This is a genomic window from Agrobacterium vitis, assembly GCF_013426735.1.
Taxonomy (GTDB): domain Bacteria; phylum Pseudomonadota; class Alphaproteobacteria; order Rhizobiales; family Rhizobiaceae; genus Allorhizobium; species Allorhizobium vitis_D.
Map to the genome: position 1 here is coordinate 1,657,194 of NZ_AP023272.1, position 23,472 is coordinate 1,680,665.

The 23,472-nt window shown below is 57.5% G+C and carries 25 protein-coding genes; 8 read left to right on the forward strand and 17 right to left on the reverse strand.

The genetic code is table 11. The annotated features are described in order from the left end of the window. Positions 1 to 12 precede the first annotated feature (12 nt). The 3 genes from H1Y61_RS07545 to H1Y61_RS07555 all read right to left on the reverse strand — a co-directional run bounded on the left by H1Y61_RS07545 (position 13) and on the right by H1Y61_RS07555 (position 2,689). The gene (locus H1Y61_RS07545; protein ID WP_180574215.1) at positions 13 to 1,392 is read right to left on the reverse strand and encodes a sensor histidine kinase; all 1,380 of its coding nucleotides are present in this window, start codon (positions 1,390 to 1,392) and stop codon (positions 13 to 15) included. Between the two features lie 128 nt (positions 1,393 to 1,520). After that, positions 1,521 to 2,219 (reverse strand): response regulator, encoded by a 699-nt coding sequence (locus H1Y61_RS07550; protein WP_180574216.1) that lies wholly within the window; start codon positions 2,217 to 2,219, stop codon positions 1,521 to 1,523. Between the two features lie 5 nt (positions 2,220 to 2,224). Continuing rightward, positions 2,225 to 2,689: a MarR family winged helix-turn-helix transcriptional regulator gene (locus H1Y61_RS07555; RefSeq protein WP_015916684.1), complete on the reverse strand. Its 465-nt coding sequence runs from the start codon at positions 2,687 to 2,689 to the stop codon at positions 2,225 to 2,227. Between the two features lie 373 nt (positions 2,690 to 3,062). Here H1Y61_RS07555 and H1Y61_RS07560 point away from each other — a divergent pair, with 373 nt between their 5' ends. Together H1Y61_RS07560 and H1Y61_RS07565 are read left to right on the forward strand one after the other, a co-directional pair. Continuing rightward, positions 3,063 to 3,260 (forward strand): hypothetical protein, encoded by a 198-nt coding sequence (locus H1Y61_RS07560; protein WP_180574217.1) that lies wholly within the window; start codon positions 3,063 to 3,065, stop codon positions 3,258 to 3,260. 172 nt (positions 3,261 to 3,432) lie between these two features. Beyond that, positions 3,433 to 4,080, forward strand: a complete 648-nt coding sequence (locus H1Y61_RS07565) for an MBL fold metallo-hydrolase (RefSeq protein WP_180574218.1) — start codon at positions 3,433 to 3,435, stop codon at positions 4,078 to 4,080. A gap of 78 nt (positions 4,081 to 4,158) precedes the next feature. On the opposite strand, the gene H1Y61_RS07570 is transcribed toward H1Y61_RS07565, so the two are convergent. The 3 genes from H1Y61_RS07570 to H1Y61_RS07580 all read right to left on the reverse strand — a co-directional run bounded on the left by H1Y61_RS07570 (position 4,159) and on the right by H1Y61_RS07580 (position 6,313). Continuing rightward, positions 4,159 to 4,374, reverse strand: coding sequence for a cold-shock protein (locus H1Y61_RS07570; protein ID WP_015916682.1), 216 nt, complete (start codon positions 4,372 to 4,374; stop codon positions 4,159 to 4,161). Positions 4,375 to 4,833: 459 nt separating this feature from the next. Further along, positions 4,834 to 5,724 (reverse strand): DMT family transporter, encoded by an 891-nt coding sequence (locus H1Y61_RS07575; RefSeq protein WP_180574219.1) that lies wholly within the window; start codon positions 5,722 to 5,724, stop codon positions 4,834 to 4,836. Positions 5,725 to 5,890: 166 nt separating this feature from the next. Beyond that, entirely contained in the window at positions 5,891 to 6,313 is a 423-nt protein-coding gene (locus H1Y61_RS07580) for a hypothetical protein (protein ID WP_174111373.1), read from the reverse strand. A 329-nt stretch (positions 6,314 to 6,642) separates the two neighbouring features. Here H1Y61_RS07580 and H1Y61_RS07585 point away from each other — a divergent pair, with 329 nt between their 5' ends. Further along, entirely contained in the window at positions 6,643 to 7,845 is a 1,203-nt protein-coding gene (locus H1Y61_RS07585) for a pyridoxal phosphate-dependent aminotransferase (RefSeq protein ID WP_070164268.1), read from the forward strand. A gap of 89 nt (positions 7,846 to 7,934) precedes the next feature. On the opposite strand, the gene H1Y61_RS07590 is transcribed toward H1Y61_RS07585, so the two are convergent. Continuing rightward, positions 7,935 to 9,161, reverse strand: a complete 1,227-nt coding sequence (locus H1Y61_RS07590; RefSeq protein ID WP_234903359.1) for an OpgC family protein — start codon at positions 9,159 to 9,161, stop codon at positions 7,935 to 7,937. A gap of 171 nt (positions 9,162 to 9,332) precedes the next feature. Then, on the reverse strand, positions 9,333 to 10,481 hold the full coding sequence (locus H1Y61_RS07595) for a calcium:cation antiporter (RefSeq protein WP_409363975.1): 1,149 nt from the start codon (positions 10,479 to 10,481) through the stop codon (positions 9,333 to 9,335). 371 nt (positions 10,482 to 10,852) lie between these two features. Between H1Y61_RS07595 and H1Y61_RS07600 the strand changes: the two genes are divergently transcribed. Further along, a complete protein-coding gene (locus H1Y61_RS07600; RefSeq protein ID WP_180574221.1) occupies positions 10,853 to 11,116 on the forward strand; it encodes a DUF2188 domain-containing protein in 264 nt (87 codons plus the stop codon). A 98-nt stretch (positions 11,117 to 11,214) separates the two neighbouring features. Here H1Y61_RS07600 and H1Y61_RS07605 read toward each other — a convergent pair whose 3' ends face one another. After that, entirely contained in the window at positions 11,215 to 12,117 is a 903-nt protein-coding gene (locus tag H1Y61_RS07605) for a LysR family transcriptional regulator (protein ID WP_180574222.1), read from the reverse strand. 98 nt (positions 12,118 to 12,215) lie between these two features. Here H1Y61_RS07605 and H1Y61_RS07610 point away from each other — a divergent pair, with 98 nt between their 5' ends. Beyond that, positions 12,216 to 13,289 (forward strand): NAD-dependent epimerase/dehydratase family protein, encoded by a 1,074-nt coding sequence (locus H1Y61_RS07610; RefSeq protein WP_180574223.1) that lies wholly within the window; start codon positions 12,216 to 12,218, stop codon positions 13,287 to 13,289. A gap of 50 nt (positions 13,290 to 13,339) precedes the next feature. On the opposite strand, the gene H1Y61_RS07615 is transcribed toward H1Y61_RS07610, so the two are convergent. The 4 genes from H1Y61_RS07615 to trxB all read right to left on the reverse strand — a co-directional run bounded on the left by H1Y61_RS07615 (position 13,340) and on the right by trxB (position 17,284). Next, positions 13,340 to 14,455 (reverse strand): alkene reductase, encoded by a 1,116-nt coding sequence (locus H1Y61_RS07615; protein ID WP_180574224.1) that lies wholly within the window; start codon positions 14,453 to 14,455, stop codon positions 13,340 to 13,342. Between the two features lie 45 nt (positions 14,456 to 14,500). Then, complete coding sequence (locus H1Y61_RS07620) at positions 14,501 to 14,836, reverse strand: ArsR/SmtB family transcription factor (RefSeq protein WP_156534585.1); 336 nt, start codon at positions 14,834 to 14,836, stop codon at positions 14,501 to 14,503. 551 nt (positions 14,837 to 15,387) lie between these two features. Next, a complete protein-coding gene (locus H1Y61_RS07625) occupies positions 15,388 to 16,284 on the reverse strand; it encodes a LysR family transcriptional regulator VtlR (protein ID WP_041698126.1) in 897 nt (298 codons plus the stop codon). A gap of 25 nt (positions 16,285 to 16,309) precedes the next feature. Continuing rightward, positions 16,310 to 17,284: a thioredoxin-disulfide reductase gene (trxB, locus tag H1Y61_RS07630; protein WP_060719812.1), complete on the reverse strand. Its 975-nt coding sequence runs from the start codon at positions 17,282 to 17,284 to the stop codon at positions 16,310 to 16,312. Between the two features lie 232 nt (positions 17,285 to 17,516). On the opposite strand from trxB, the gene H1Y61_RS07635 reads away from it, so the two are divergent. After that, complete coding sequence (locus tag H1Y61_RS07635) at positions 17,517 to 17,984, forward strand: Lrp/AsnC family transcriptional regulator (RefSeq protein ID WP_174111368.1); 468 nt, start codon at positions 17,517 to 17,519, stop codon at positions 17,982 to 17,984. 58 nt (positions 17,985 to 18,042) lie between these two features. Here the strand turns inward: H1Y61_RS07635 and H1Y61_RS07640 are convergent, their stop codons facing one another. Together H1Y61_RS07640 and H1Y61_RS07645 are read right to left on the reverse strand one after the other, a co-directional pair. After that, positions 18,043 to 19,053: a hypothetical protein gene (locus tag H1Y61_RS07640; RefSeq protein WP_180574225.1), complete on the reverse strand. Its 1,011-nt coding sequence runs from the start codon at positions 19,051 to 19,053 to the stop codon at positions 18,043 to 18,045. 252 nt (positions 19,054 to 19,305) lie between these two features. Then, on the reverse strand, positions 19,306 to 19,920 hold the full coding sequence (locus H1Y61_RS07645) for a sulfotransferase family 2 domain-containing protein (protein WP_174111366.1): 615 nt from the start codon (positions 19,918 to 19,920) through the stop codon (positions 19,306 to 19,308). Positions 19,921 to 20,397: 477 nt separating this feature from the next. Here H1Y61_RS07645 and H1Y61_RS07650 point away from each other — a divergent pair, with 477 nt between their 5' ends. Together H1Y61_RS07650 and H1Y61_RS07655 are read left to right on the forward strand one after the other, a co-directional pair. Then, entirely contained in the window at positions 20,398 to 20,757 is a 360-nt protein-coding gene (locus H1Y61_RS07650; protein ID WP_180574226.1) for a hypothetical protein, read from the forward strand. Positions 20,758 to 20,790: 33 nt separating this feature from the next. Continuing rightward, positions 20,791 to 21,543 carry a hypothetical protein gene (locus H1Y61_RS07655; protein WP_197971647.1) on the forward strand — a complete coding sequence of 251 codons (753 nt, stop codon included), beginning with the start codon at positions 20,791 to 20,793 and terminating at the stop codon, positions 21,541 to 21,543. On the opposite strand, the gene H1Y61_RS07660 is transcribed toward H1Y61_RS07655, so the two are convergent. Continuing rightward, on the reverse strand, positions 21,497 to 22,324 hold the full coding sequence (locus H1Y61_RS07660; protein ID WP_180574227.1) for a glycosyltransferase family 25 protein: 828 nt from the start codon (positions 22,322 to 22,324) through the stop codon (positions 21,497 to 21,499). The genes H1Y61_RS07655 and H1Y61_RS07660 overlap by 47 nt on opposite strands. 10 nt (positions 22,325 to 22,334) lie before the next feature. Further along, positions 22,335 to 23,438 carry a glycosyltransferase family 4 protein gene (locus tag H1Y61_RS07665; protein ID WP_180574228.1) on the reverse strand — a complete coding sequence of 368 codons (1,104 nt, stop codon included), beginning with the start codon at positions 23,436 to 23,438 and terminating at the stop codon, positions 22,335 to 22,337. Between the last annotated feature and the right edge of the window lie 34 nt (positions 23,439 to 23,472).

The following is a 23,472-nucleotide window of genomic DNA, read 5'->3' on the forward strand; positions in this document are numbered from 1 at the left end:
CGGCCTACGGTGTTAAACCGGAATGCGGATCGTGGCGCGCAGGCCTCCGAGCGGGCTGTCGCCAAGTGTGACATTGCCGCCATGGCTGCGGGCGATGTCGCGGGCAATGGCGAGGCCAAGCCCGGTGCCTGACGCATCCTGGTTGCGAGCCTCATCCAGCCGGAAAAACGGCTTGAACACATCGTCGCGGGATTGGGCGGGAATGCCGGGACCATCATCATCGAAGACGATGGTCAGCCATTTGGTTCCGTGGCGGGCTTCGACATGCATGGTATTGGCATAGCGGCGGCCATTGGCGGCAAGATTGCCCACCAGCCGCCAGAAGGCATTGGGGCGCACCCGGATCTGCTCGTCACCCTCGATCACATAGCTGAAGGTCTTGCCGTGCAGCCGGTAATCGGCGCTGATTTTCTCCAGCATGTCCTTCAGGCTGAAGGGTCCGAAATTTTCCTCGGCCTCGCCCTTGGCAAAGGCCATATAACCTTCCAGCATCGTTTGCATGGCCTCGACATCTTCATTCAACGGTTCAAGATCGGGATTGTCGCCTGCTAGCGCCAATTGCAACTTGAACCGGGTGAGGATGGTGCGAAGATCGTGGCTGACGCCGGTCAGCATGGCGGTGCGCTGTTCCATCTGCCGCTCGATGCGCTCGCGCATCAGGATGAAGGCGAGACCTGCCCGGCGGATTTCATCAGCTCCGCGCGGGCTGAAGTCCTTGGCCGGCTTCTGGCCCTTGCCAAAGCTTTCGGCAGCCTCGGCCAGCGACAGGATTGGGCGGATCTGGCCGCGTAGGAACAGTGCGGCGATAACGATCAGCACCAGCGACGTGCCGAACATCCACAACAGGAAGATATGAGTATTTGAGGCATAGGCTTGGTTGCGCCGGGCGAAAATCCGCAGCACCTCGCCATTCAATTGGATACGGATTTCGATCAGCGGCGAATCGCCGACGGTATCGATCCAGAAGGGCCGCTTGATCTGGTTGCGCAATTCATCGCTGAGCAATTGATCGAGAATCGAAAAGAATGGCTTGGGGCGAGGGGCCGGCAATTCGCCGTTCTTTTCCAGCGAGGCGACCAGACCCAGCTTGGAATTGGCAATTTTCAGCGTGTTGGCTGCGTCCTGGGGATAGGTTTCAAGCAAGACGATCACCGTGGCAATGTCACGGGTGACGGCGGCGGACAGGCGTTGCGTCACCATCTGCCAATGGCGCTCCATGAACACGAACAGCAAGACGGTCTGGAGGATCAGCATCGGCAGGATGATGATCAGCAGGGCACGGGCAAACAGGCCGGTCGGAAACTGGCGGCGCAGCCAGCGGCTGAACCAGCGCAGGTCGATCCACGAAATGCGCCGGTATTTCAATCGGCTGAAGGCTTGCCTGAACGTCATGGTCGTTTCCGTTATGGTTGACCGCTGCTGGTCGGATGCAGCCTTTAGAGCATCAGAACGATGCTCTAAATTTTTGTTTGCGCATCGGATTCATCCGAAAACCGGTTCCCACTTTTCGGTCCGATGCTTTAATCCCGGCTGAGGCGATAGCCGATGCCGCGCACGGTTTGCAGCCAGACCGGATTGGCCGGATCGTCCTCGATCTTGCGGCGCAGGCGGTTGATCTGCACGTCGATGGTGCGTTCGCCGACATCGGTATCCTCGCCCACCAGTTCGTGACGCGGAATGGTATCACCCGCCCGGTTGGCAAACAGCAGCATGATATCCTGCTCGCGGTCGGTCAGGTGAATGACCTCTGGTCCCTTTTTCAGCTCCTTGCGCAGGATGGAGAATGTATAGGGGCCGAACATCACTTGTTCGATTTTCGGCGTATCGGCGCTGGTGTTGCGCCGCAGGATATTGTTGATGCGCAGCACCAGTTCGCGCGGGTCAAAGGGTTTTGCCAGATAGTCGTCGGCCCCTGCCTCCAGCCCGGCAATGCGCGAATCGGCTTCCGTGCGGGCCGTCAGAAGAATGATCGGCGCAGTGATCTCGCCGCTCAGCGATTTGGTCAGCGACAAGCCGTTTTCGCCCGGCATCATCACATCGACGATCAGCAGGTCATAGGCCAAGCCCGCCAGCTTGCGGCGGGCTTCCTGCGCTTCAGCAGCGACGGTGACGCGAAAGCCCTGTTCGGTCAGATAGCGATGCAAGAGATCGCGGATTCGTGTATCATCATCGACAACAAGGAGGTGCGGGGCATCGTCGGTCAGGTCAATACGCTTCATACTGCTCAAGGCTCCTGATCTAGCGGGGGTGCCGCGCCATTCTCACTGCGCATGGCAGCCAGAAAAGTACGAACCGCCTGTCTCTGTTCGCCGGAAAACCCTTCGAAGGCACGGGCAATCCGGCGCGATTGCGGATCCGACAGCGCCAGCGCCAGTTCGCGTCCGGCCAGTGTCGGGTAGAGGCGGCGCTGACGCCGGTCGGCTGGGCCGGTCATTTGTCGAATATAGCCCTCGTCGATCAATTCCTTCAGAACCCGGGCGAGGCTCTGCTTGGTGATGCGAAGCAACCCCAGAAGATCGGCCACCGTCATGCCCGGCTGGCGGTTGACGAAATGCACCGCCCGGTGATGGGCGCGGCCATAACCCAGCTTGGCCAAAATCTCGTCCGGATCGGAAATGAAATCACGATAGGCGAAGAAAAAGGCTTCGATCGTTTCGAAATCGATGCTTTTATCGTCGATATGCGGCATGTCCGGCAGCTGTTTTTTCGCCGTTCTTACCGATGACGTTTTCTGCACGTGTTTCAATTCCTTGTTCTACCGGTCATGGCACCGCGGCGGTGCTTCGGTGTGGTCCATGCACTTGAAATTCGGTGCAAAACTATGACGAGTGCGATCAAAACGCTATTAAAAAAGCCGGTTTTCCAAAGATGCCGTCAACAGAAGCCATTCCTGCCTGGGAAATATTTTCAAGGCCATGCAACCAAAGCTCCGCTCAAGGCTTTATGAGGACAATAGATGGGGAACGGGGTGGCGATTGTCGATGGAGACAGTCGCGATCCCTTCAAGGCGATGAGGATGCTTTGGCGTTTTCATGCACTGGTAGAACAAGAGGCTGACTGCAATGTCATCAAATCTCGCGTCGGAGACCGTACCGGAATTCTCGTCCGACACTCCTGTCGCACAGGCTGTCGAAAACACCCTGAAGCCGGTGATGATCCTGGTTTTCACCTTAAAAATCGCTGTGGCAGCGCTTCTGGTCGGCAATGTAATGATGCCGAACCTTCATTCGGCCGAAGCCGAAATGGTCGCCGTACCCTGATCCTCTTCGATGGTGTGAGACGCCTTGTCTCCTTCGCTCGATGCGAGACTTGTAGCCTTTTGTCGCTATAGGATTTTCCGCGAGACCGTTGTCCACTTTTCAGCCCGATGCTGTATATGGTCTGTAAAAGGTCGCCATTGGTTCGTGGCATGCCGATAGTCAGAGGTTTATTATGGGACAGCTTCAGGCGGGGATTATTCCCGTGACGCCATTTCAGCAGAATTGCACAGTGTTCTTCGATAGCGAGACCAAGGAAGGCGTGGTGGTCGATCCGGGTGGCGATGTCGAGGACATCCTGCGCATGGTGCAGGAAAACGGCATTACCCTGAAGGAGATCTGGCTGACCCACGGCCATCTCGATCATGCTGGTGGCGCCGAAGACCTCAAGGACGCGCTCGGCATCCAGATTATTGGCCCGCATCGCGATGACAAGGTGCTGCTGGATGCGCTGGAGGGGCAGAGCGCCCGCTTCAATCTTCCCATCAAGCTACGCAATGTGACGCCCGATCGCTTTCTGGAAGAGGGCGATGTCGTTGGCTTTTCCGGTCATGAATTCGAGGTGCTGCATTGCCCCGGCCATGCACCGGGTCATGTGGTGTTTTTCAATCGCGTCCAGAATTTCGCCCATCTGGGCGATGTGCTGTTCAACGGTTCCATTGGCCGCACAGATCTGCCGGGCGGCAATCATCAGCAATTGCTGGCATCGATCCGCGACAAGGTCTTGCCATTGGGCGACGATGTCGGCTTCATTTGCGGTCATGGCCCCGGCAGCCGGATCGGCGACGAGCGCCGCAGCAATCCGTTTCTGAAAGGCCTTTGAAAAGGTCTTTGAAGGGTAGAAAAAACCCGGCAAAACTTGCCGGGCCGCTGGGCGAAATGAAATGTGTGAACGAGGGTCTCAGCCTGCGATTTGCAGATTGACGGCCTTTGGTCCCTTGCCGCGGCGGTCCGGTTCCGTATCGAAGCTTACTTTTTGATTTTCACTCAATCCGTTCAGACCGGAAGCCTGAACGGCGGAGATGTGGACGAAAATATCCGCACCGCCATTGTCCGGCTTGATAAAGCCGAAGCCTTTGTCGTTGTTGAAGAATTTTACAATGCCAGTTTCGGCCATGCGTCAGGTCCTTTTGTCTCTGTCCGGGATCGGCGGACAGCATTGCTCAATCCTGCCCAGGGTCGAGGCAGGGGTCTAGGCGAGCAAGTTTAAATTGTGAGGAAAGGTCCCTGTTACCGCAGCCACAAGCTGTGAACGACGCCAGTCGTATCCCCTTATGGATGCCCGGAACTTCTGCGTCTCCGGTGCCAGTCGAAATTTAGATCTTTCCGCGCCTTTAAATTGCCCGAACCCTTCAAGAGTGCTTGGTTTGTGGGAAATTGGCAAGCAAAAGTTTTTTTACCAATCTATGATCTGGCATGGTTCAAGCCGGAGCAATTCGTGCCTTTCCGGGCCAAATCTGTGCTGATTTCGCCGAAAATTGCGGAAACTGCATCGTGGACGATGTAATTCATCCTCAATATGCCGGTTGCAGCGGTAAAGTTTTTCAAAGTTGTAAAATAAGGCGTGACTTAAAATTTATTGCCTGACAGCGCGCTGTTTGCCCCATTCAGGCACGATTTCTACCGCCAGCATGGCGAGAAACATCAGGGCACAGCCGAGATAACCGATTGGCGCCAAGGATTCATGCAGGATGACAGCGCCCAGGAGCGCACCGAATAGCGCCTCCGACGACATGAAAATCGCCGCTTGCGAAGAGGATGTGTAGCGCTGGCCAATGATTTGCAGGCTGAAGGCCAGTCCGCTCGACAGCAGGCCGCCATAAAGGATCTGGGTCATCGAATTCTCGATATCGGCAAAGCTGATCGGCTCCAGCGTGAGGGCGGCGAGCGTGCAGAGGAGGGCGGTAACGGCAAACTGGATGGCGGCAAGCGCCAAGGGCCGTGACAGGGTCTGGATAATCCGGCCCGTCAGCAGGATCTGCAACGCGAAAAACCCGGCGCACAGGATGGTCAGGCCGTCGCCTGTACTCAGGGCTGACAGGCTGCCGCCGCTGAGCAGCAGGATGCCGAGCAGGGCGGCAAGTGCGGAGGGCCAGATGATCCAATGAGGACGGTGTCGAAGAAACACGACTGCCATGACCGGCACGATCACTACATAGAGGCCGGTGAGGAAGCTGGCATTGGTGACGGTGGTGGTTTTCAGGCCAAATTGTTGGGCGGTCTGGGCGGCAAACAGCAGGACGCCGATAATGACGAACATCCTCACGTCACCCACCGACAATCTGTCTCGGGCACGCCGGCTTTCGAGCATGGCAAAAGGCAGCAGGACAATTGTTGCAATGCCAAATCGCAGGGCGTTGAACCAGTTGGCGCCCAGATGATCCATGGCGGTGGATTGCGCCACGAACCCACCGCCCCAGATGGCGGCAGCCAGAAGAAGAAGGAGATTGGCCTGAATGCGGGTCACTGAACCATCCTGATCCTGCCCTGCGGCTAGTATTTTGGCTACGCGGGCAATGCGATGGCTCTATCAGGCGTCATCAATGGCCGCAAGAACAGCAATGTCTGTTTTGGACAATCCCAGGGTTGTTTCAAGTGTTTCAGAAAATACCAAACGTCCCTGCGGAAATGCTCTAAAGATCCTGATTGTTTTTTGGCGGTGCCCTGTTGAGCCAGACGACCAGCAAGCCGAACAGGCTGAGCAGGGCAAGAACGCGTCGGTCGGCCAATACCGAGAGATAGCCCGGGACATGAACGGAGGAAACGGTGCCAGCGACGGCTCGGTCGACGCCGTTGTTGCGGGCAAGTGTATTGGTCAGCAGATCTTTCTGGGCGATCGGCAGGGCAATGCTGCCGGTTTCCATCGTATCGACCGGTGTTTGATCGGTCATTGTGCTTGTCGCCACTGAGGGGGCCTGTTGTCCACTTGCGGGGGCCGCCGAAACCCATGCGGTCGGAAGGGTCAAAGCCGCCAGCGCAATCCAGGCCGCGAACATGGTTTTCCGGCTAAAATCCCAGGGTTTCGAGGGGGTATTTTCCGTCCTGTTCCGTCTCATCTTGCCGCGTCCTTCTGCCCAACCACAGGATGATAAAAGCCGGTCGAAATCGTCGGCAAAGGGACCGAATTGCGGCACTGCACTGCAAAAATTGAGGCGATATTGTGGCGCGTTAACATTTGGCCATTCCGACCGGTTAACGGCGCTTTCCGTCGTCCTGGCCAGCATCCTTGGCGGTGGTTTTTGTGCGGTCCTGTCACGGTGACAAGAAAAGCATCGGCACTGGCCGTTTCCGCTTGATCCGGGCAGGCAGAATTGTCATACAGCTGTAACCTGAAGCCTTGGGCAAACCAAGGTTTGCAATCGATCAACAGCTTCAGGATAATTTCATGGCTTTTCTTGCCGACGCCCTTTCCCGTGTTAAGCCTTCCGCCACCATTGCCGTGTCGCAGAAAGCTCGTGAACTGAAAGCGAAAGGCCGTGACGTGATCGGCCTTGGCGCGGGCGAACCTGACTTCGATACGCCCGACAACATCAAGCAGGCCGCCATCGACGCCATCCATCGCGGCGAGACCAAATACACGCCGATCTCAGGCATTCCAGAACTGCGCAAGGCGATTGCCGACAAGTACAAGCGCGAGAACAATCTGGACTACAAGCCGGAGCAGACGATTGTCGGCACCGGCGGCAAGCAGATTCTGTTCAACGCCTTCATGGCGACGCTGAACGCCGGCGATGAAGTGATCATTCCGACGCCTTACTGGGTCTCCTATCCGGAAATGGTGGCGCTGTGCGGCGGCACGCCTGTCTTCGTTGCCACCACACAAGAGAATAACTTCAAGCTGACGGCTGAAGATCTCGAAAAGGCGATCACGCCGAAGACCAAGTGGTTTCTGTTCAACTCACCGTCTAACCCGTCGGGTGCGGCGTATACCGAGGCCGAGCTGAAGGCACTGACCGATGTACTGCTGCGCCACGAGCAGGTCTGGGTGCTGACCGATGACATGTACGAGCACCTGGTCTATGGTGACTTCAAATTCACCACGCCAGCAGAAGTCGAGCCGAAGCTCTATGACCGCACGCTGACCATGAACGGCGTGTCCAAGGCCTATGCGATGACCGGCTGGCGGATCGGCTATGCCGCAGGCCCGCTGCCGCTGATCAAGGCGATGGACATGATCCAGGGCCAGCAGACCTCGGGCGCTTGCTCAATCGCTCAGTGGGCGGCTGTGGAAGCGTTGAACGGCACCCAGGACTTCATTCCGGAAAACAAGAAGATCTTCGAGGGTCGCCGCGATCTGGTGGTCTCGATGCTCAACCAGGCCAAGGGTATCGTATGCCCGTCGCCGGAAGGGGCTTTCTATGTCTATCCGTCCTGCGCAGGCCTGATGGGCAAGACCGCGCCGTCGGGCAAGGTTCTGGAAAGCGATGAGGATTTCGTCACCGAACTGCTGGAAACCGAAGGCGTAGCCGTGGTGCATGGTAGCGCCTTCGGCCTTGGCCCGAACTTCCGCATTTCCTACGCGACCTCGGAAGCCCTGCTGGAAGAAGCCTGCAAGCGCATTCAGCGCTTCTGCGCCGCCTGCAAGTAAGCTATAGCAAGACAGCACATAAAAGGGCGGGATGGTTATGCCATCCCGCCCTTTTTCTATTCTTGCATAACGAGCGCAGATGAATTCGCTCAGGCGTTCTGCATCTGCTTTCCTGCCGGGGCGGGGGCCGGAACCGGTTTTGGTTGCGGGGCCGGGGCAAAATGGATGTCGCGTTCGCGGTAGAGCGCGGGCAGAGCCAGAAGCGACACGCAGAACACGGCAATCGCGGTTTTCGACAGTTCCGAGAACGGTCCGATCCGGCCATCGATATAGCGCACCGCAAACACCACCAGCACATGCCAGAGATAGACATGCAGGGAGTGACGGCCCAGCAATTGCAGGAAGCTGAGGCTGAAGACACTGTTGACCACGCTTGCAGTCTTGCGGACGATAGCGCTGTCAGTTTTCGGACCGGCAATCAGCAACCAAGCAACCAGGCTGGCCATGGCGGCGAAATTCAGCAGATAGACCGGGCCGAAATCGGCGCGCACTTCCATCGTGCCGAACTTTTGCAGCACGACGTCAGGCATCAGCCCATGGGCGGTCATGATCCTGAGCGGTAGGAAGAAGATGAGAATGGCAAGGGCCGTCTTGGGAATCAGCGTCCGCTCCGGGCTGAACACCTTGCTCCACTCGATATTGCGGGTCGCCGTCAGGCTTCCGGCAATCAGGCCACCGAAAAACACGATCTGCCAGCCCAGCAGATTGAAGCTGGCGCGAATGCCTTCCTTCTCGGCAGCACCCAGCCAGGCATCGAGCGGATAGGTGATCAGGCGGTGCAGACCAAGCTGGCCTGCCATCCAGACGACCAATGAGCCGATGGCGACGCTGGCCCAGCGACCGGTAATGCAGAGCCAGATCAACACAGGCGCAAACACCATGTAGATGATATATTGCGGCAGGATATCCATATAGGTCGGCTGGAACAGGAATGTGGCGATTGAGGCGAGGCGAAGTGGATCGCTGAGCGATACCTCGCCCAGCCAGTCGTGCCAGATCCCTACGGCACCCGGCAGCACGAATCGGGCCACGAGGACCAGCAGAATAATGCCCATGGCATAGCGATAAAGCTCCAGCGCTCGCGCCCAGATCCGCTCGCGTCCCGCTTCATAGCCGCTTTTCAGCATCTTGCGGCCATAGACCATGCCGACCAGCAGTCCGGACATGAACACGAAGCCCTGCGCATCCTCGACAAATGTCAGGTTGCGGTGATTGACCTCGACCAGCAGATAGCCGCCCGTGAAGATCAGGTGGTTCAACATCATGAAGACGAGGAAATATCCCCGCATTCCGTCTAGGACATCTAATCTTTTCAAGGTCCCGGCTCCCGGTTCGCGTCCTGCCCAGCAGGTCGGTTTTTGCCCTTCATCGTGGTGACAATGCGGCGGACCGGGTAACGACCCGATCACATAACCGCAACGAGTGTTTGCAAGAAAGGTTCCGGCATCAAAATCTTGTGACTGGATTTTGACCGGCACCCCCTGAGATCAAAGGCCCAGAGCAGACAGCATGATGAAGGTGGCAAACAGGATGAAATGGGTCATGCCCTCGATGGCATTGGTCTCGCCATCGTTGAGGTTGATGGCCGCCGCAACAAGGGTGATCAGCACCATCACCGTCTGCACCGGGGTCATCGCCATGATGAAGGGCTGACCGGTGTAAAGGGCGATGGCCTCCATGACCGGCACTGTCAGGATAACGGTTGACAGCGATGCCCCCATGGCGATGTTGACGGTGGCTTGCATACGGTTGCGCAAAGCAGCCTTCAAGGCGGTCATGATTTCGGGGGCCGCGGAGATGGTGGCAACGACGATGGCCATGATGGTCGGCGGCGCGCCGGTATCGCGCAGACCCTCGGTCATCAGGGCGGACATGAATTCGGCAAGAATGCCGATCAGCACCACGCCAAACAGGATGACGGCGATGGAGGATGCAATGCTGCCTTCTTCCTCGTCATGGGCTTCGCTCTCATGCGGAGCCTGCTGTGGTTCTGCGGCGTTTGTGGTTGTGTCGATGCCAGCGGATGGGACCTTCGTGGTTTTGGGCGCGGCGCGCCCTGTATAGCTGTAGCTGAAGAAATAGCTGTGCTGCCCGACCTGCATGCGCAGGAACAGCCCGTAAAGCGCCAGCATGGCAAAGATGGTGAAGGTTGAATAATAGGTCCATTTATCGACGGGAATGAATTCCGGCACGATCATCGAGATGCCCATGGCCGTCAGGATCATCACGCCATAGGTCTTGCCGCTATCGTCATTATAGGGCTGTTCGCCGTGTTTCAGCCCGCCCAGCAGGGCGGCAAGGCCCAGAATGCCGTTGATATCCAGCATCACCGCCGAATAGATCGTGTCGCGCACCAGGGTGGGCGAGCTTTCGCCCTGCATCATGATGGCAAGGATCAGCACTTCCACGGCCACGGCGGACAGGGTGAGGATCATCGTGCCATAGGGATCGCCAACCCGGCGAGCCAGGATTTCCGCGTGATGCGCGACTCGGATCGAGGCCACCAATATGCCGCCGATCAGCACCGCCGCCGCAATGAGGCTGATGGTTGGTCCGGCCTCAATCAGGGAATGTTCGAGGAAGAACACGGCGATCGCCAAGGCGATGGGGATCAGCAGGGACTTTTCCCGGAGCAAAACTGTCACGTCTCTTCATCCTTTGAAACCGCAGGCGCGGCATTATTTGTCATTCAAACAGGGTAGTCGGGCAAGCAAGAGCCATTCAGGGGGTAAGCATGGGATTTCTGTAAAGCGATTCGCCGTTGCGGTGCGTCCATTCTCTTTCGCACCTGCAACGTGCCGAGGCAATTTGCAGTTCCCTCGTCAAGATGCGATAGTTACACCTACGGCCATTGAAAATGGCCGTAGGTGTTCCTTTTTCGAATATCTCAAGCCTTTGACGCATTTGAGATATTCGAAACACCTTCAAGGTGAGGATGCGGTAGCATCTTCGAGCCTTGATATTACGGGACAGGGAGCTCATTCATTGCACAGGGAGAAGATACATCATGGTCAAGGTTACCTATGAAATCGTTCCGCATGATGAAGGCTGGGCCTATCGGCTGAACGGTGCCTATTCCGAACGTTTCGATACGCATGACCAGGCATTGGAAGCGGCGCGGATCGTCATGCAGGAAATCGCCCAGGCCGATGAGCCGGTGCGGATCGTCTATCAGGATGAGAGCGGCAAGTGGCGTGCGGAAATGAGCAATGGCGATGATCGGCCCGAGGTGGAAATCCTTGACCACCACGACCAATCCCGCACGGCCTGAACGACCGGCATTGCCTGAACGGCCCGCGCTGGCTTAACAGGTTGCGCAATCCAGGTTCGCTTGCGGACCAGGACAGCATTGCGCGTTCGCGGTCAACGTCATTCGCGCAGATAGGCCAATAATCCCTCGACCACGGCGTCGAACACCGTCCTGCAGCGGCGGCTTAGTTTCAGGTCCTCATGCATGACCACGAATGTGTCGAGCGCGATATCGAGGGTTCCGGGCAGGACTTCGATGAGATCCGCATGGCGGCGGGCCAGGCCGGGCTGACACATGCCGATCCCCAATCCGGCGCGGATGGCTGCAAATTGTGCCAGATTGCTGTCGCTGCGGAACTGAAAATGCAGGGCATCCAGATCCGGACGGGTTCTCAGCAGATCCCTGATATAGGCCAATTGCCGGTCGAAACCGATGAGGCGATGATCGGCAAGCTGCGCCAGACTTGATGGCGTGCCGTGACGCTCGAGATAGCGCCGATGGGCATAAAAGCCGATGCCAATCGCCCCGATATGGCGGCTGATCAGAGCAAGCTGGGTCGGCGCCACCATACGCACGGCAATATCCACTTCCCGGTGGAGCAGATCCTCCATCTGGTCGGTAGCCGATAGCTCGATTTCCAACCCGGGAAACTGTTCCTGTAAGCGGGTGAACATTGGGGGAAGCACTTCCACGGCGATCATTTCGCTGGCGCTGATCCGCACCGGTCCGCGCAATTCTCCTGCCTCTCCCTGCTCCCCGGCTGCGATGCGCGCCAGCGATGTGCTGGTGGCGGCCATCAGGGCAGCGTGGCCCCGCATGGCAAGGGCGGTTTCCGTTGGCAGCAAGCCGCGCTGGCTGCGCAGGAACAAGGGCGTGCCAAAAGCTTGTTCCAACATTTCGATATGACGACCGACTGTCGGCTGGGTCAGGCCGAGCTGACGCGCTGCGGCAGACAGCGAACCCTCCGTGATTACGGCGAGAAGACTGCGGTAGAGATCCCAACTCAGTTGATCTGCATTCATGCATTTTTGTATAGCATGGATAAGAAAATATACAATTTCGAATACTTCAATAGTGAGGGATGATCGGCAATCGAAACAGCACAAGCCTGGAGATTGCTATGACAAAGATCGACGATATCACGGGTTCCATTCCGCAGCCCGGCCCGATTGCTCTCGTGCTTGGTGCAACGGGAGGTGTCGGTGGCGCTGTCGCAAGGGCGCTGGCCGGTCGAGGATACCATGTGCGGGCTTTGCACCGCGATGCGGCCCGAATGGCTGCAAAGCAGAAGGAACGGCAGCCAGCACTGGAGCCAGTACTGGAATGGGTGCAGGGTGATGCGATGAACCGCGACGATGTTATCTACGCGGCCAAAGACGCCTCGGTTATCCTGCATGGCGTCAATCCGCCCGGCTATCGCAACTGGGGGACACTGGTGCTGCCGATGATAGACAACACTATTGCCGCCGCCCGTGCCAGCGGTGCCTGTATCCTGATGCCGGGTACGATCTATAACTACGGCCCGGATGCCTTCCCGCTGCTCAATGAGGAGAGCCCGCAACATCCGCGGACGGTCAAGGGCGAGATCCGGGTAGAGTTGGAGCGGCGGCTGGAACAGGCGGCATGCGAGGGGGTGCGGGTCATTCTTGTCCGGGCTGGTGATTTCTTCGGGCCTGAGGCGGGAAACAACTGGTTTGCTCAAGGGCTGATTACCCCCGGCAAGCCCGTGACCCGGGTTAACCTGCCGGGCAGGCCGGGCGTCAGCCATAGCTGGGCCTATCTGCCTGATGTCGCGGAAACCTTTATCCGGCTACTGGAACGCGTGCCTGATATGCCAGCCTTCGCCCGTTTTCACATGCAGGGCCATGTCGATACGGACGGATATGCAATGGCACAGGCGATCCGGCGAGCAAGCGGCAGCGATTCTGTCCGGTTCAAGCGCTTTGCCTGGTGGATGGTGCCGCTGTTGTCACCCATCCTGCCGGTGTTCAGGGAATTGCTGGAAATGCGCTACCTGTGGCGCGAACCCATTGCGCTGGATAACCGACGTCTTGTCGAGTTGCTTGGGGAAGAGCCAAGGACGAGGCTGGACTTGGCGGTTGCCACGACCTTGAAGAGCCTGAAGTGCTTGCAAACCTCTGCGGTTCACCCTGACGGAAGCCGTTCGATGGCATCTGAAACCGCGCCGCAATAATGCAAAAAGACCCCGCCGGATGGCGGCGGGGTCTGTATTGAGGTCTACGATCAGTCGTCGAGCGTCGGATAGTCGATATAGCCCTTTTCGCCGCCGCCGTAGAATGTGCTCTGGTCGGCTTCGTTCAATGGTGCGTCTTCCTTCAGGCGACGCACCAGATCCGGGTTGGCGATGAAGGGCTTGCCGAAGGCAACCATGTCCACCTTGCCTGACGCAATGGCGTCCATGGCCATCTGCCGATCATAGCCGTTATTGGCGACCCAGACAGCCTTGCCGCCCGCATTGCTGTAGGCGCCCTTGAAGGCATCCCAGTCGAAGGGCTTGTCGCCCTGGCTGAAATCACGCGGGCCGCCGGTCGCACCCTCGATCACGTGAATGTAGGCCAGATCGAAAGCCGCCAGCTTTTCGACCAGCGCGGTATAGACCGATTGCGGATCGGGATCTGAAACGTCATTGGCGGGCGTGACTGGCGACAGGCGGATGCCGGTGCGGCCGCTGCCGATTTCTCGAGTCACGGCCTGGACAACCTCAATCGTCAGGCGGATACGGTTTTCAATCGAACCACCATAGGCATCGCTACGCTGATTGCTGCTCAGCCGCATGAACTGCTCCAGCAGATAACCATTGGCGGCATGGATTTCGACGCCGTCAAAACCGGCATCGATGGCGGCGCGCGCCGCCTTGCGGTAATCCTCGATCAGGTCGGGGATTTCCGAGAGTTCCAGGGCGCGGGGCTCGGAAGTATCGACAAACGCGCCGCTGCCATCCGGGTTGATCACATAGGTCTTGCCCTTGGCGGTGATCGCCGAAGGTGCAACCGGCTTGCCGCCATTTGGCTGAAGCGACGTATGGGAAATGCGCCCGACATGCCAGAGCTGGGTGACGATCTTGCCGCCCGCTTCATGCACCGCCTTGGTGACGGCCTTCCAGCCTTCAAGGGCTTCAGGCGTATAGAGACCCGGAACATCGGCATAACCCTGCCCCTGATGAGAAATAGCCGTGGCTTCGGTGATCAGCAGACCGGCGGTAGCGCGCTGCTGGTAATAGGTGGCGGTGATTGGCTTTGGAACGGCATTGGGGGAGCGGTTGCGCGTCAGCGGCGCCATGGCGATGCGGTTTGCAACGGCGATATCGCCAACTTGCAAGGGGTCGAAAAGAGTGGCCATTGAAATGTCCTTCTGAGGGTCATGATGAGAGTGTGATGGGGGAGGTCAGAGTTCCAACGACAGCCGGGATAGAAAAGCAGCAATGGCTGCCTCGTCCCGCTTGTAGAAAATCCATTGTCCGACCTTGTGTGAGGTGATCAGTCCGGCCTTGTGAAGGCTCGCGAGATGGGCCGATACGGTGGATTGCGACAGGCCGCAGCGCTCGAACTGCCCCGCGCAAATGCCCATTTCCAGCGGATGAGCCTGATCGCTGAAATGCTTTTCCGGTTCGCGCAGCCATTGCAAGATCTCACGCCGAACGGGATGCGAGAGCGCTTTCAGCGCGTCATCCATGTCCGGCTTGCCAAGGTCTTCCAGCGTGTCAGAATTCGTATCGTCCATGAACGATATATGGATCGTAAAAATCCGATATCAAGAGAGGTGACCTCTGTTTTTGGAGCGGCCAAAAAAAAGCACCCGCGAACGGATGCTTCAAGTGTGAAGGTCGTCAAACCTCCAGAGGGGAACAGCTACAAAAAACTACCAATGATAGTTTCTCCGCAACTATGCAATTATATAGATCAATCCTTAGAGTTTTCAAGGGTGCGTGCAAAAGTTTGCTCCCCGTAAAAACGAGGACCCAAAAAGAAAAAAGCAAAAAAAAGGGGCCACCGGATTACTCCAGGGCCCTTAAAGTGTGAAGGTTAAAAACCTCCAGAGGGGAACAGCTGGTGCGGTGGGAACTGGGAGGAAGCCACCGTGTGCATCAGCTATGAGCGATATGGTGGTTTTTTGTGCAGTGAACAATGCTTTTTTGTGCATAGGAGGCATGCAAATGTCGCATGTCTGCTATTTGCGTCGCAATTGAAAAACGATTTGACGATGATCAGCGACCTTGTCGCTACTGCATTGCAAGGCCTATGCATAGATGCGCATAAGACGATCTGACGGATTCAGAAGTTCCAGTTGCGCGCCTTGCTGACGATGAAGTCGCGGAAAACTTTTAGCTTGGCCGCATTTTTCATCTCGTCCGGATAGCAGAAATAGGTATCGAAGGACGGAACTTCGGCATTGATCGGCAACTGAATCAGTCCCGGATCGCGTCCGACAATGTAATCGGGCATGCAGGCGACCCCGATTCCAAGCAGGCAGGCGCGCTTGATCGAGGTTTGGCTGTTGATTTGCAGATGAGGGATGCGGCGATTGTCGGAGGAGCGCCCGGCCACTTCCAGCCAGTTAACGTCAAGCAGGTAATTGGGGGCCGGTTCGCCAAAGCTGATGATCCGATGGTTGTCGAGATCCTCGATGGTCTGCGGCTCCCCATAGCGATTGATATAGGAGGGCGCGGCATAGACATGCATATGCACGGTAAACAGCTTGCGCTGGATCAGGTCTGATTGCTGCGGCTGGCGCAACCGGATGGCGCAATCGGCGTGGCGCATGTTGACGTCCAGTTCCTCGTTGTCGAGGATCAGCTGGATCGACATGTCGGGGTAAAGTTGCAGGAATTCCTGCACCTTGTCGGTCAACCAGCCCTGGCCAAGCCCGACCGTTGTGGTCACGCGCAGCTTGCCGCTCGGCTTCTCGGTGGTCTCGGTCAGCTGCATTTTCACTGTTTCCAGCTTCAGCAGCACGTCATGGGCGGTGCGATAGAGCAATTCGCCCTGTTCGGTCAGAATCAGGCCACGGGCGTGGCGGTGAAACAGCTTCACCCCCACATCCTGCTCCAGCGCGCTCACCTGCCGGCTGATTGCCGATTGCGAGAGATGCAGCTTATCTGCCGCATGGGTAAAGGACCCGGCTTCGGCTGCGGCGTGGAAAATCCGCAATTTGTCCCAATCCAGCGGTATATTGCTGCTGCCTCGCATCATGCCCTCACTCCGCGGCCTGCGCCGGGATAATCTCCGCGGCAAGATAACGTTCTGCCTCAAGGGCGGCCATACAGCCCATGCCGGCAGCAGTAATAGCCTGGCGGTAGATATCATCAGTGACGTCGCCGGCGGCAAAAATGCCCGGCACGTCGGTCGCGGTCGAATCCGGTGCGGTCCACAGATAGCCGTTTGGCTTCAGTTTCAGCTTGCCAGTGAACAGTTCCACGGCGGGCGCATGGCCGATGGCGACGAAGACGCCGTCGATTGGGGTATCGGTGACGATGCCGCTGTCGAGGTTCTTCAGCCGCACGCCGGTCACCGAGGGCGGCATCGGCGGCTTGGCCGGGATGCCGGTGACTTCATCAATAACGGTGTTCCAGAGGACCTTGACATTATCCTTGGCAAACAGCCGCTCCTGCAAAATCTTCTCGGAGCGGAAACTGTCGCGGCGATGCACGACGGTCACGGTCTTGGCGATATGCGACAGGTAGAGCGATTCCTCGACCGCCGAATTGCCGCCGCCGACCACGATTACATCCTTGTTGCGATAGAAAAACCCATCGCAGGTGGCGCAGGCCGAAACCCCGAAACCCTGGAAATGCTGCTCGCTTTCGATCCCCAGCCATTTCGCCTTGGCGCCGGTGCAGATGATCAGCGTATCGGCGGTCCAGACGGTGCCGGAATCGGTCTTGACGGTGAAGGGGCGGCGGGTGGTTTCCACCTCGGTCACCAGGTCATTGACGATTTCCGTGCCGACATGGGTGGCCTGTTTCAGCATTTCGCCCATCAGCCAGGGGCCCTGGATCGGATCGGCAAAGCCGGGATAATTTTCCACATCGGTGGTGATCATCAGCTGGCCGCCCTGTTCCATACCGGCGATCAACACCGGTTTCAGCATGGCGCGGGCTGCATAGATGGCGGCGGTATAACCGGCGGGACCAGAGCCGATAATCAGCACTTTGGTATGGCGGGCGGACATGGTCTTTCCTTTCCATGGCGAGGGACGTGTGGTGTGCGGCATATAGGATGCCTGCCTCGCCTTTTCTTCATTTCATTTATGAAGGCTCCATGCATTTATTCAAGGGCAGCTCTGCGTTTATAACAGGGCAATTCCATCCACCGTAATTTTACTGCGGCAAACGGACATTTTCTTGCGTTGGAACCCGGTCAGGGTCATAAGCGCGCATGGAGTTTGATAAAAGGGTGACCGCGTGTTTCGCGCCGAATTGGATGCCATCGACATCAAAATTCTAAGAGAGTTGCAACGCGACGGTCGGATGACCAATGTCGAACTGTCGGAGCGCGTCGGTATTTCCGCACCGCCCTGCTTGCGCCGGGTGCGCAAGCTGGAAGAGACGGGCTTTATTCAAGGCTATCATGCGGCTTTAAGCGGCCCCAAACTGGGCTTCGATCTGGTCGCCTTCTGCATGGTGGGCCTGAAACACCAGTCGGAAGCCAATCTGAAGAGCTTCGCCGCCGCCACCGAACAATGGCCGCTGGTGCGCCAGGCCTGGATGGTCAATGGCGAAAGCGATTTCCTGCTGCACTGCGTTGCCGATAACCTCACCAGTTTCCAGGATTTCGTTATCGAGACTCTGACGGCCAATAGCCATGTCGATACGGTGAAAACCCTGTTGACGATCCGGCAGATCAAGCGGCTGGACTCGATTCCTCTCTAATGCCGACTGCATGATGCCTTAAATCGGCATCGATTTAAGGAGAAATTATGCAGCAGATTTAAAGTGTGGCAGCGTCTTTTGTGCGTTTTATAAAACGCACGGCGCTGGAGGTGTCGAGCAGGCTATTGACCCTGTCGATCAGGGCCTCGACCGAATAAAGCGCCAGCACTTCGGGGGAAGTTGGCTGAAAGGGCGCCCGGAAGAAATCTTCTATTCCGTCGAGATTTACCGTGCTGTCGAGCAGGAAGACGTTGGACGGATGATAAAAGTCCGCCGCGCGCACTGAGCCATTATTGGTCAAAAGCTTGCGACCGTAGAGGGTGGCTTCGAGCGGGCGCAGCGTCAGGCCCTGCTGTCCGTCCTGGACAATGTCGATAATGCAGCGGGCCGCCAGATTTTCGGCGAGATAGACCGGGTAAGGGCTGTTTCCGGTGTGCCTGGCGAAGCGGTCGGCCAGGGTTTTTCGCGGCTTCTTCAATTCCGTAAACCGGATTGAGGTGGTGAAGCCGCGGTGCCGCAAATCGCTGCTTAGCGCTTCGATCATCGATTTGCGGCCCTTGTCCTTGCCGAGAAAGGCAAAGTCCACGACGGCCTGCACAGTTTTGACACTGTCGACGCCGGCGATATATTGCCGGTAATGTTCAAATCCGTAGCGCTGGCAATCGGCCTTGTCGAAGGACAATACTGGATAGCCATCGGCATGTAGGTCTTGCAGCAGAGGCACGATACCGTTCTTGGTGACAATCGGATTGCGCACAACGATGGCGATCTTGGCGCGCGGGCGGGCCCGGTGCAGATATTCAATGATTTCCTCGCGCTCGTTCACAAGGAAAAGTGCATTGGGTTGACTGGCGATCTGCTGGGCGATGATCCGATTATAGAGATATTTACGACCGAAGCGCGGTATGACCTTGAAGATAGGCCGGTGACGGGCCGCATCTTTCACATTCAGGACCCGGACGTCGAATCGGTTTGGATCGGCCGTTGTCCAGAAATAGTCTTCATAATCGGCCCAGAAACCAATGCAGGCAACTTGCTGGCGCTGCTGCGCCAAGGGGGTAGACGTCACGTTGGGCTCCTGCGCAAGCGACGTCTCCTCAACGTGGACGCCATGATTTTCACCAGAAACAGATTTCGCTGTATAGTTCGTTAAATCTGAGCTGATTAAGGTGAAAATTCGGCGGCTGGACCAAGCAGCCCAGCGTTATATTGCATCCCTTCTTGGCCGCAAAACCATGGGTATGCTCAGTGTTTCCGAATGCACGCGGCATCGTCTTTCGACCCGGATGAGTGAAGGCCCACGCCGCATCGGTTATAGCTGTCAATCTGAGAACTTATAATTGAACAACTCGATTTCTTCCTGGAAATGCGTCTGGACGAAGGCTTTTGTCTCCTCATCGAAATAGCGGGTATAATCGCCGCGCTTCGACTGGTTTTTCTTCGGAACAGGATTGCTCAGCCGCAGTCTTTCCAGGAGGGTGGGCTTCATACCGATTTTTTTGCGGATATGACGGAAGTCGGAATCAATATTTTCCATCATGCCGATATAGTCGCAGCCGGACAGCCAGAACATTTGCGAGCGGCGCTGAAGCGGCGGCAAGGCCTCGTCTGGCCAATGTTCATCATGTCTCGAATAATAAGCGTCTTCGAGCAACCAAGCCTTGAAGCCGATGTCGCGGATATGCTCTTGGTAGATCGGGCACTCATAGCTCTGCAGTCGCTTCTGGCAAAGAAACGAATAAAGCGACACCATACGGTCCCAAGGATTGCGCACGAAGCCGAATGAGTAGCGCCCATCAATGCCGAATTGGGAAAGCTTCCTGTGCGGAACATGTGTCGGCACACCATTCGTTTCGCCGCCCAGCACTCTGGTAATAGATCTGCCGGCGGATTTCGGAACATGTACGAAGACAAAATTGGGCGCAACGACCGTCATGGTCCCTCCTGTGAGTGAATGCCGCGTCCAAAGCGTTGGACCTCGGTAGGGCGCAGGTGCCCGTTTCAATGTTTCCCGCAAAGCACATGAGCCCCGATACCGGCTTCCGGGTTCGGAACTCCACAACTATGCGCGGACATTCGGATCAAGTTCATTTTGATCCAGTCGCTGATATCATCTTTATTTGCGCCGGTGGCGGCGCATTTGGGATAAACCCATGTTATTGTAGTAACCAATAAGTTACTGATTCGCGCCAGTGCTTTTTCTAAAATCCCCGTGCTTTTTTAAAAATCATCCGACAGCAGCCTCGTCGGCACTATGGACGAGGGATATGCAGTGCCAAGAGGCTGTCGCCTTGGAAATGTGGCAGTCTATCCAAGAATAGCCGCCGACGAATTGGTGCGGGCGCATTGCACCATCTGCTATTCCTCGTCGTTTTGACTGGATTTGCTACAGGCCGGCGTGTGGGTGATCACCTTGTCACGCTTCAAAATTGCCGCGCCGATCTGTTCCAGACGGATCGAGGATGTGGCCGAACCGCCTTTGCCCGAGCGTGAACAATTGCTTTACAATATTGCCTATGCCCATTGGACGCCGGAGGAGATCCGCGGCGGTGAAATCTGGGTGAGATCGCTCCCATTCTTGCCATGGGTTGTATCGGGGGCAGCCGTCCGTCCGCAATGGCGCTGCCAGTTCTCTGCTGCCGGGGCTCCAGTTGCAGGGGCTGTGACCGTCTTCGTTTTCTGTCGTCGCTGTAAGGGCTGGAATGGGCTGGATCGGTCCCCTTCATATGGGATAGAGGTAGGTGAGTTGAAGCAGGAAGCTGCAATGTCGTGAGGATTTCGCAGCTATTCCGTGACAGGATAACGCATGTTCGGGAAGAAAAACGGGCCACGCAAGAAAAGCCGGATTGAGCGTTTCTTTTCTCTCAATCAGCATCGCAAGCGCTGGGGCGCGGCGCGTCATGCGATGGGGGATCTGGATTATCAGGCGCTCAAACATCAGATCGTCGAGGGTGATGCTGCGCAGCAGACGCGCGGTTCGGAAAAATCGCTTGATCTGCATCTGGAAAACCTGCGCCGCGAATTTGCGGGCCAGCCGGAATTGCTATGGCATCATGCCCGGCTGATCGTGCTGTTGCGCCGCGAATTCCAGGTGGAACAGACATTCGCAAAATTGCAGGCACTGTGGGAGGCGGAGGCTGATTTCCTCTGTGAAAACCTCAATCTGCGCTGGCTGGTTTCGGCTGCTGACAGTTTTGTCGATCATCACCCGGATGCCGGGGAGCGAGCAAGAGCCATGCTGGTGTCGCTGCTGGTCAATACGGTGAAAATCTATGAGACCGAGCGGGTGCTGGCGACGGCTCCGGCACCGGCCGACGCGCAAAAGCTGGAGCGGTTGCAATCCGAGCTGATTCCGCTGTTTTCCGGCCTGTCCTGCTTTACCATCGGCACCGACGATACCCTGCGCAACATGCGCTGGCGGCTGGACGGATTGATGGCGCAAGGCCCTGTTGGACTGATGCTGAAAACCGTTTTCGACCGGTTGCAGGTGGAAGATACCGCCTTTGCCCGCCTCAAGGCCCAGCATCACCGGGGGCGGACGGGCTGGTGGTCTGAGTGACCGCCAAGGTCTTCAGATAGTCGAAATCCTCGCGCCGGACTGGCACCTGACGCCGCTGCGCATCATTGCTGTGGCAAAGCTGACGCAGGCCCATTCGCAGCTGGGCCTTGATCCGCCTGAGCCGAAAGGCGAGGGCAGGGCGCTGCTTTTCTGATTGAGCGGGCGAAATCGAAGACTGGGTCGCAATCGGTTCGGGCAGGCCATAGGGCACGCAGCGGTCCAGTTGCACGGCCAGAGCCGGATCGGCCTGGAAAGAGGCAAGCTCATAGGCCGCGCAGATCACCGCATCGGCAATGGCGCCGTGGCGTGCACTGCGCTGGAGAAGTTTGGCAGCTCCCGTTGGCCAGAGAATATACGCCGCCGCCCCCGAACGATCCTGATAGAGTCGGCGCAGCGGCAGATTGGAGAGGCTGGCGCGCGCGACAAGTTTTTTGCGGCTGCGGGTTTCCAGCGTCACATGGTCGAGATCGCTACGATGGCGCAGCGCTTCTAGAAGGGCAGGCACCTTATCGGACAGAACCGCGTCGTCTTCCAGCACCAGCACGGGGTTTGCGCCTGAGGCAACCGCCTCCCAGATCTGGCGATGGCTGAGTAGGCAGGCTCGTTCGGCTGGCCGAATCGGTCTTTCCCAGCCGTTCCAATAGGCCTCGCCCAGATCGGGAAGATGATCGGCATCCAAGGCTGCTATACGGGTAAACGAGAGGCCAAGAGCGCGCATCTGCGCTTGCTGGAAAGCCAGACGCTCACGGGCGCGGTCGAGATTGATGATCAGCACCTGCATGGCTTTGGCTTTATGGTTGGGGCGCGGGCGGCGCGATGACCGGCCTGCCGAGCAACCGGCTATAGACCGCCTCCAGCCCTGCCGCTTCTCTGGCAAGCGCAAAATTTTCCCGCACATGGGCAACGGCAGCCTTGCCATGCAGGCATGCGCGACCGGGATCGGCCAGATAAGGCTCGATTGCATCACGCAGCGGCGCATAGGCATCGGCGGTAACCACGGCACCGGTTGCCCCTTCGGCAATCAGTTCCGCATAGGCCCCGGCATCCGAGGCGACCACAACGGTTTCAGATGCCATGGCTTCCAGCGGCGTTAGTCCAAAACCTTCATTGCGCGAGGGCGCGACATAGAGCGTCAGCCGCCGATACCATGGCTTGATATCTTCGACCTCGCCCAGAAAAACGATCCGCTCCGTCAGACCGGCAGCGGCAATCTGCGCCTTCAGCCCCTCGGCAAAGCCTTTATGTTCCGGGGTGACGCGGCCGGAGACCACGGCTGTCCAGCCGGTATAGCGGGGCAGCAGCTCGATCATTGCCTTGACGAACAGATCGGTGCCCTTTTGATGGCGCACCCGACCAAAGCAGCCGATCAGATAATCGCCCGGCAGGTTGGTGGCTGCGATCCTGTCCTCGGCACCTTGCGGCGGATGAAACAGCTCGGTGTCGATACCGTGGCGGATAATGCTATGCGGAACCTGCAAAAACGAGCCGGAGCGGGCGCTGGTGGCGACCACGGCATCCATTTTCGAGATCAGCCAACGGGTATAGCGGCTGTGATGACGCTGGGCCGCCGAGGTAAACAGCAGTTTCAGCGGCATGCGCAACACATCGCGCAACACCACGCCTGCCAGCATTTCCAGATTGCGCCGGGCATGCCAGACGCGATGGGAAGCGCCGCGCGGCTTTTTCCACAAGGCTGGCATTTGTGCGAAGGTGAGGGCGGGCATGGTCTCCGGCAGGCCGGGACCAAGTGTGGCAATGGCCAGCCCACGGCGGCGCTGCTGCGGGATCAATTGCACCACGGTGGAGGTTACGCCCGAAAGCCGCCGCTTGAAATGAGGAGCCACCACAAGGATTGAAGCAGGATCAAGCACGCACAGGGTACCTTTCGCCATCATGGCTACATTTGATGTTACGCACTCACAGAAAAAA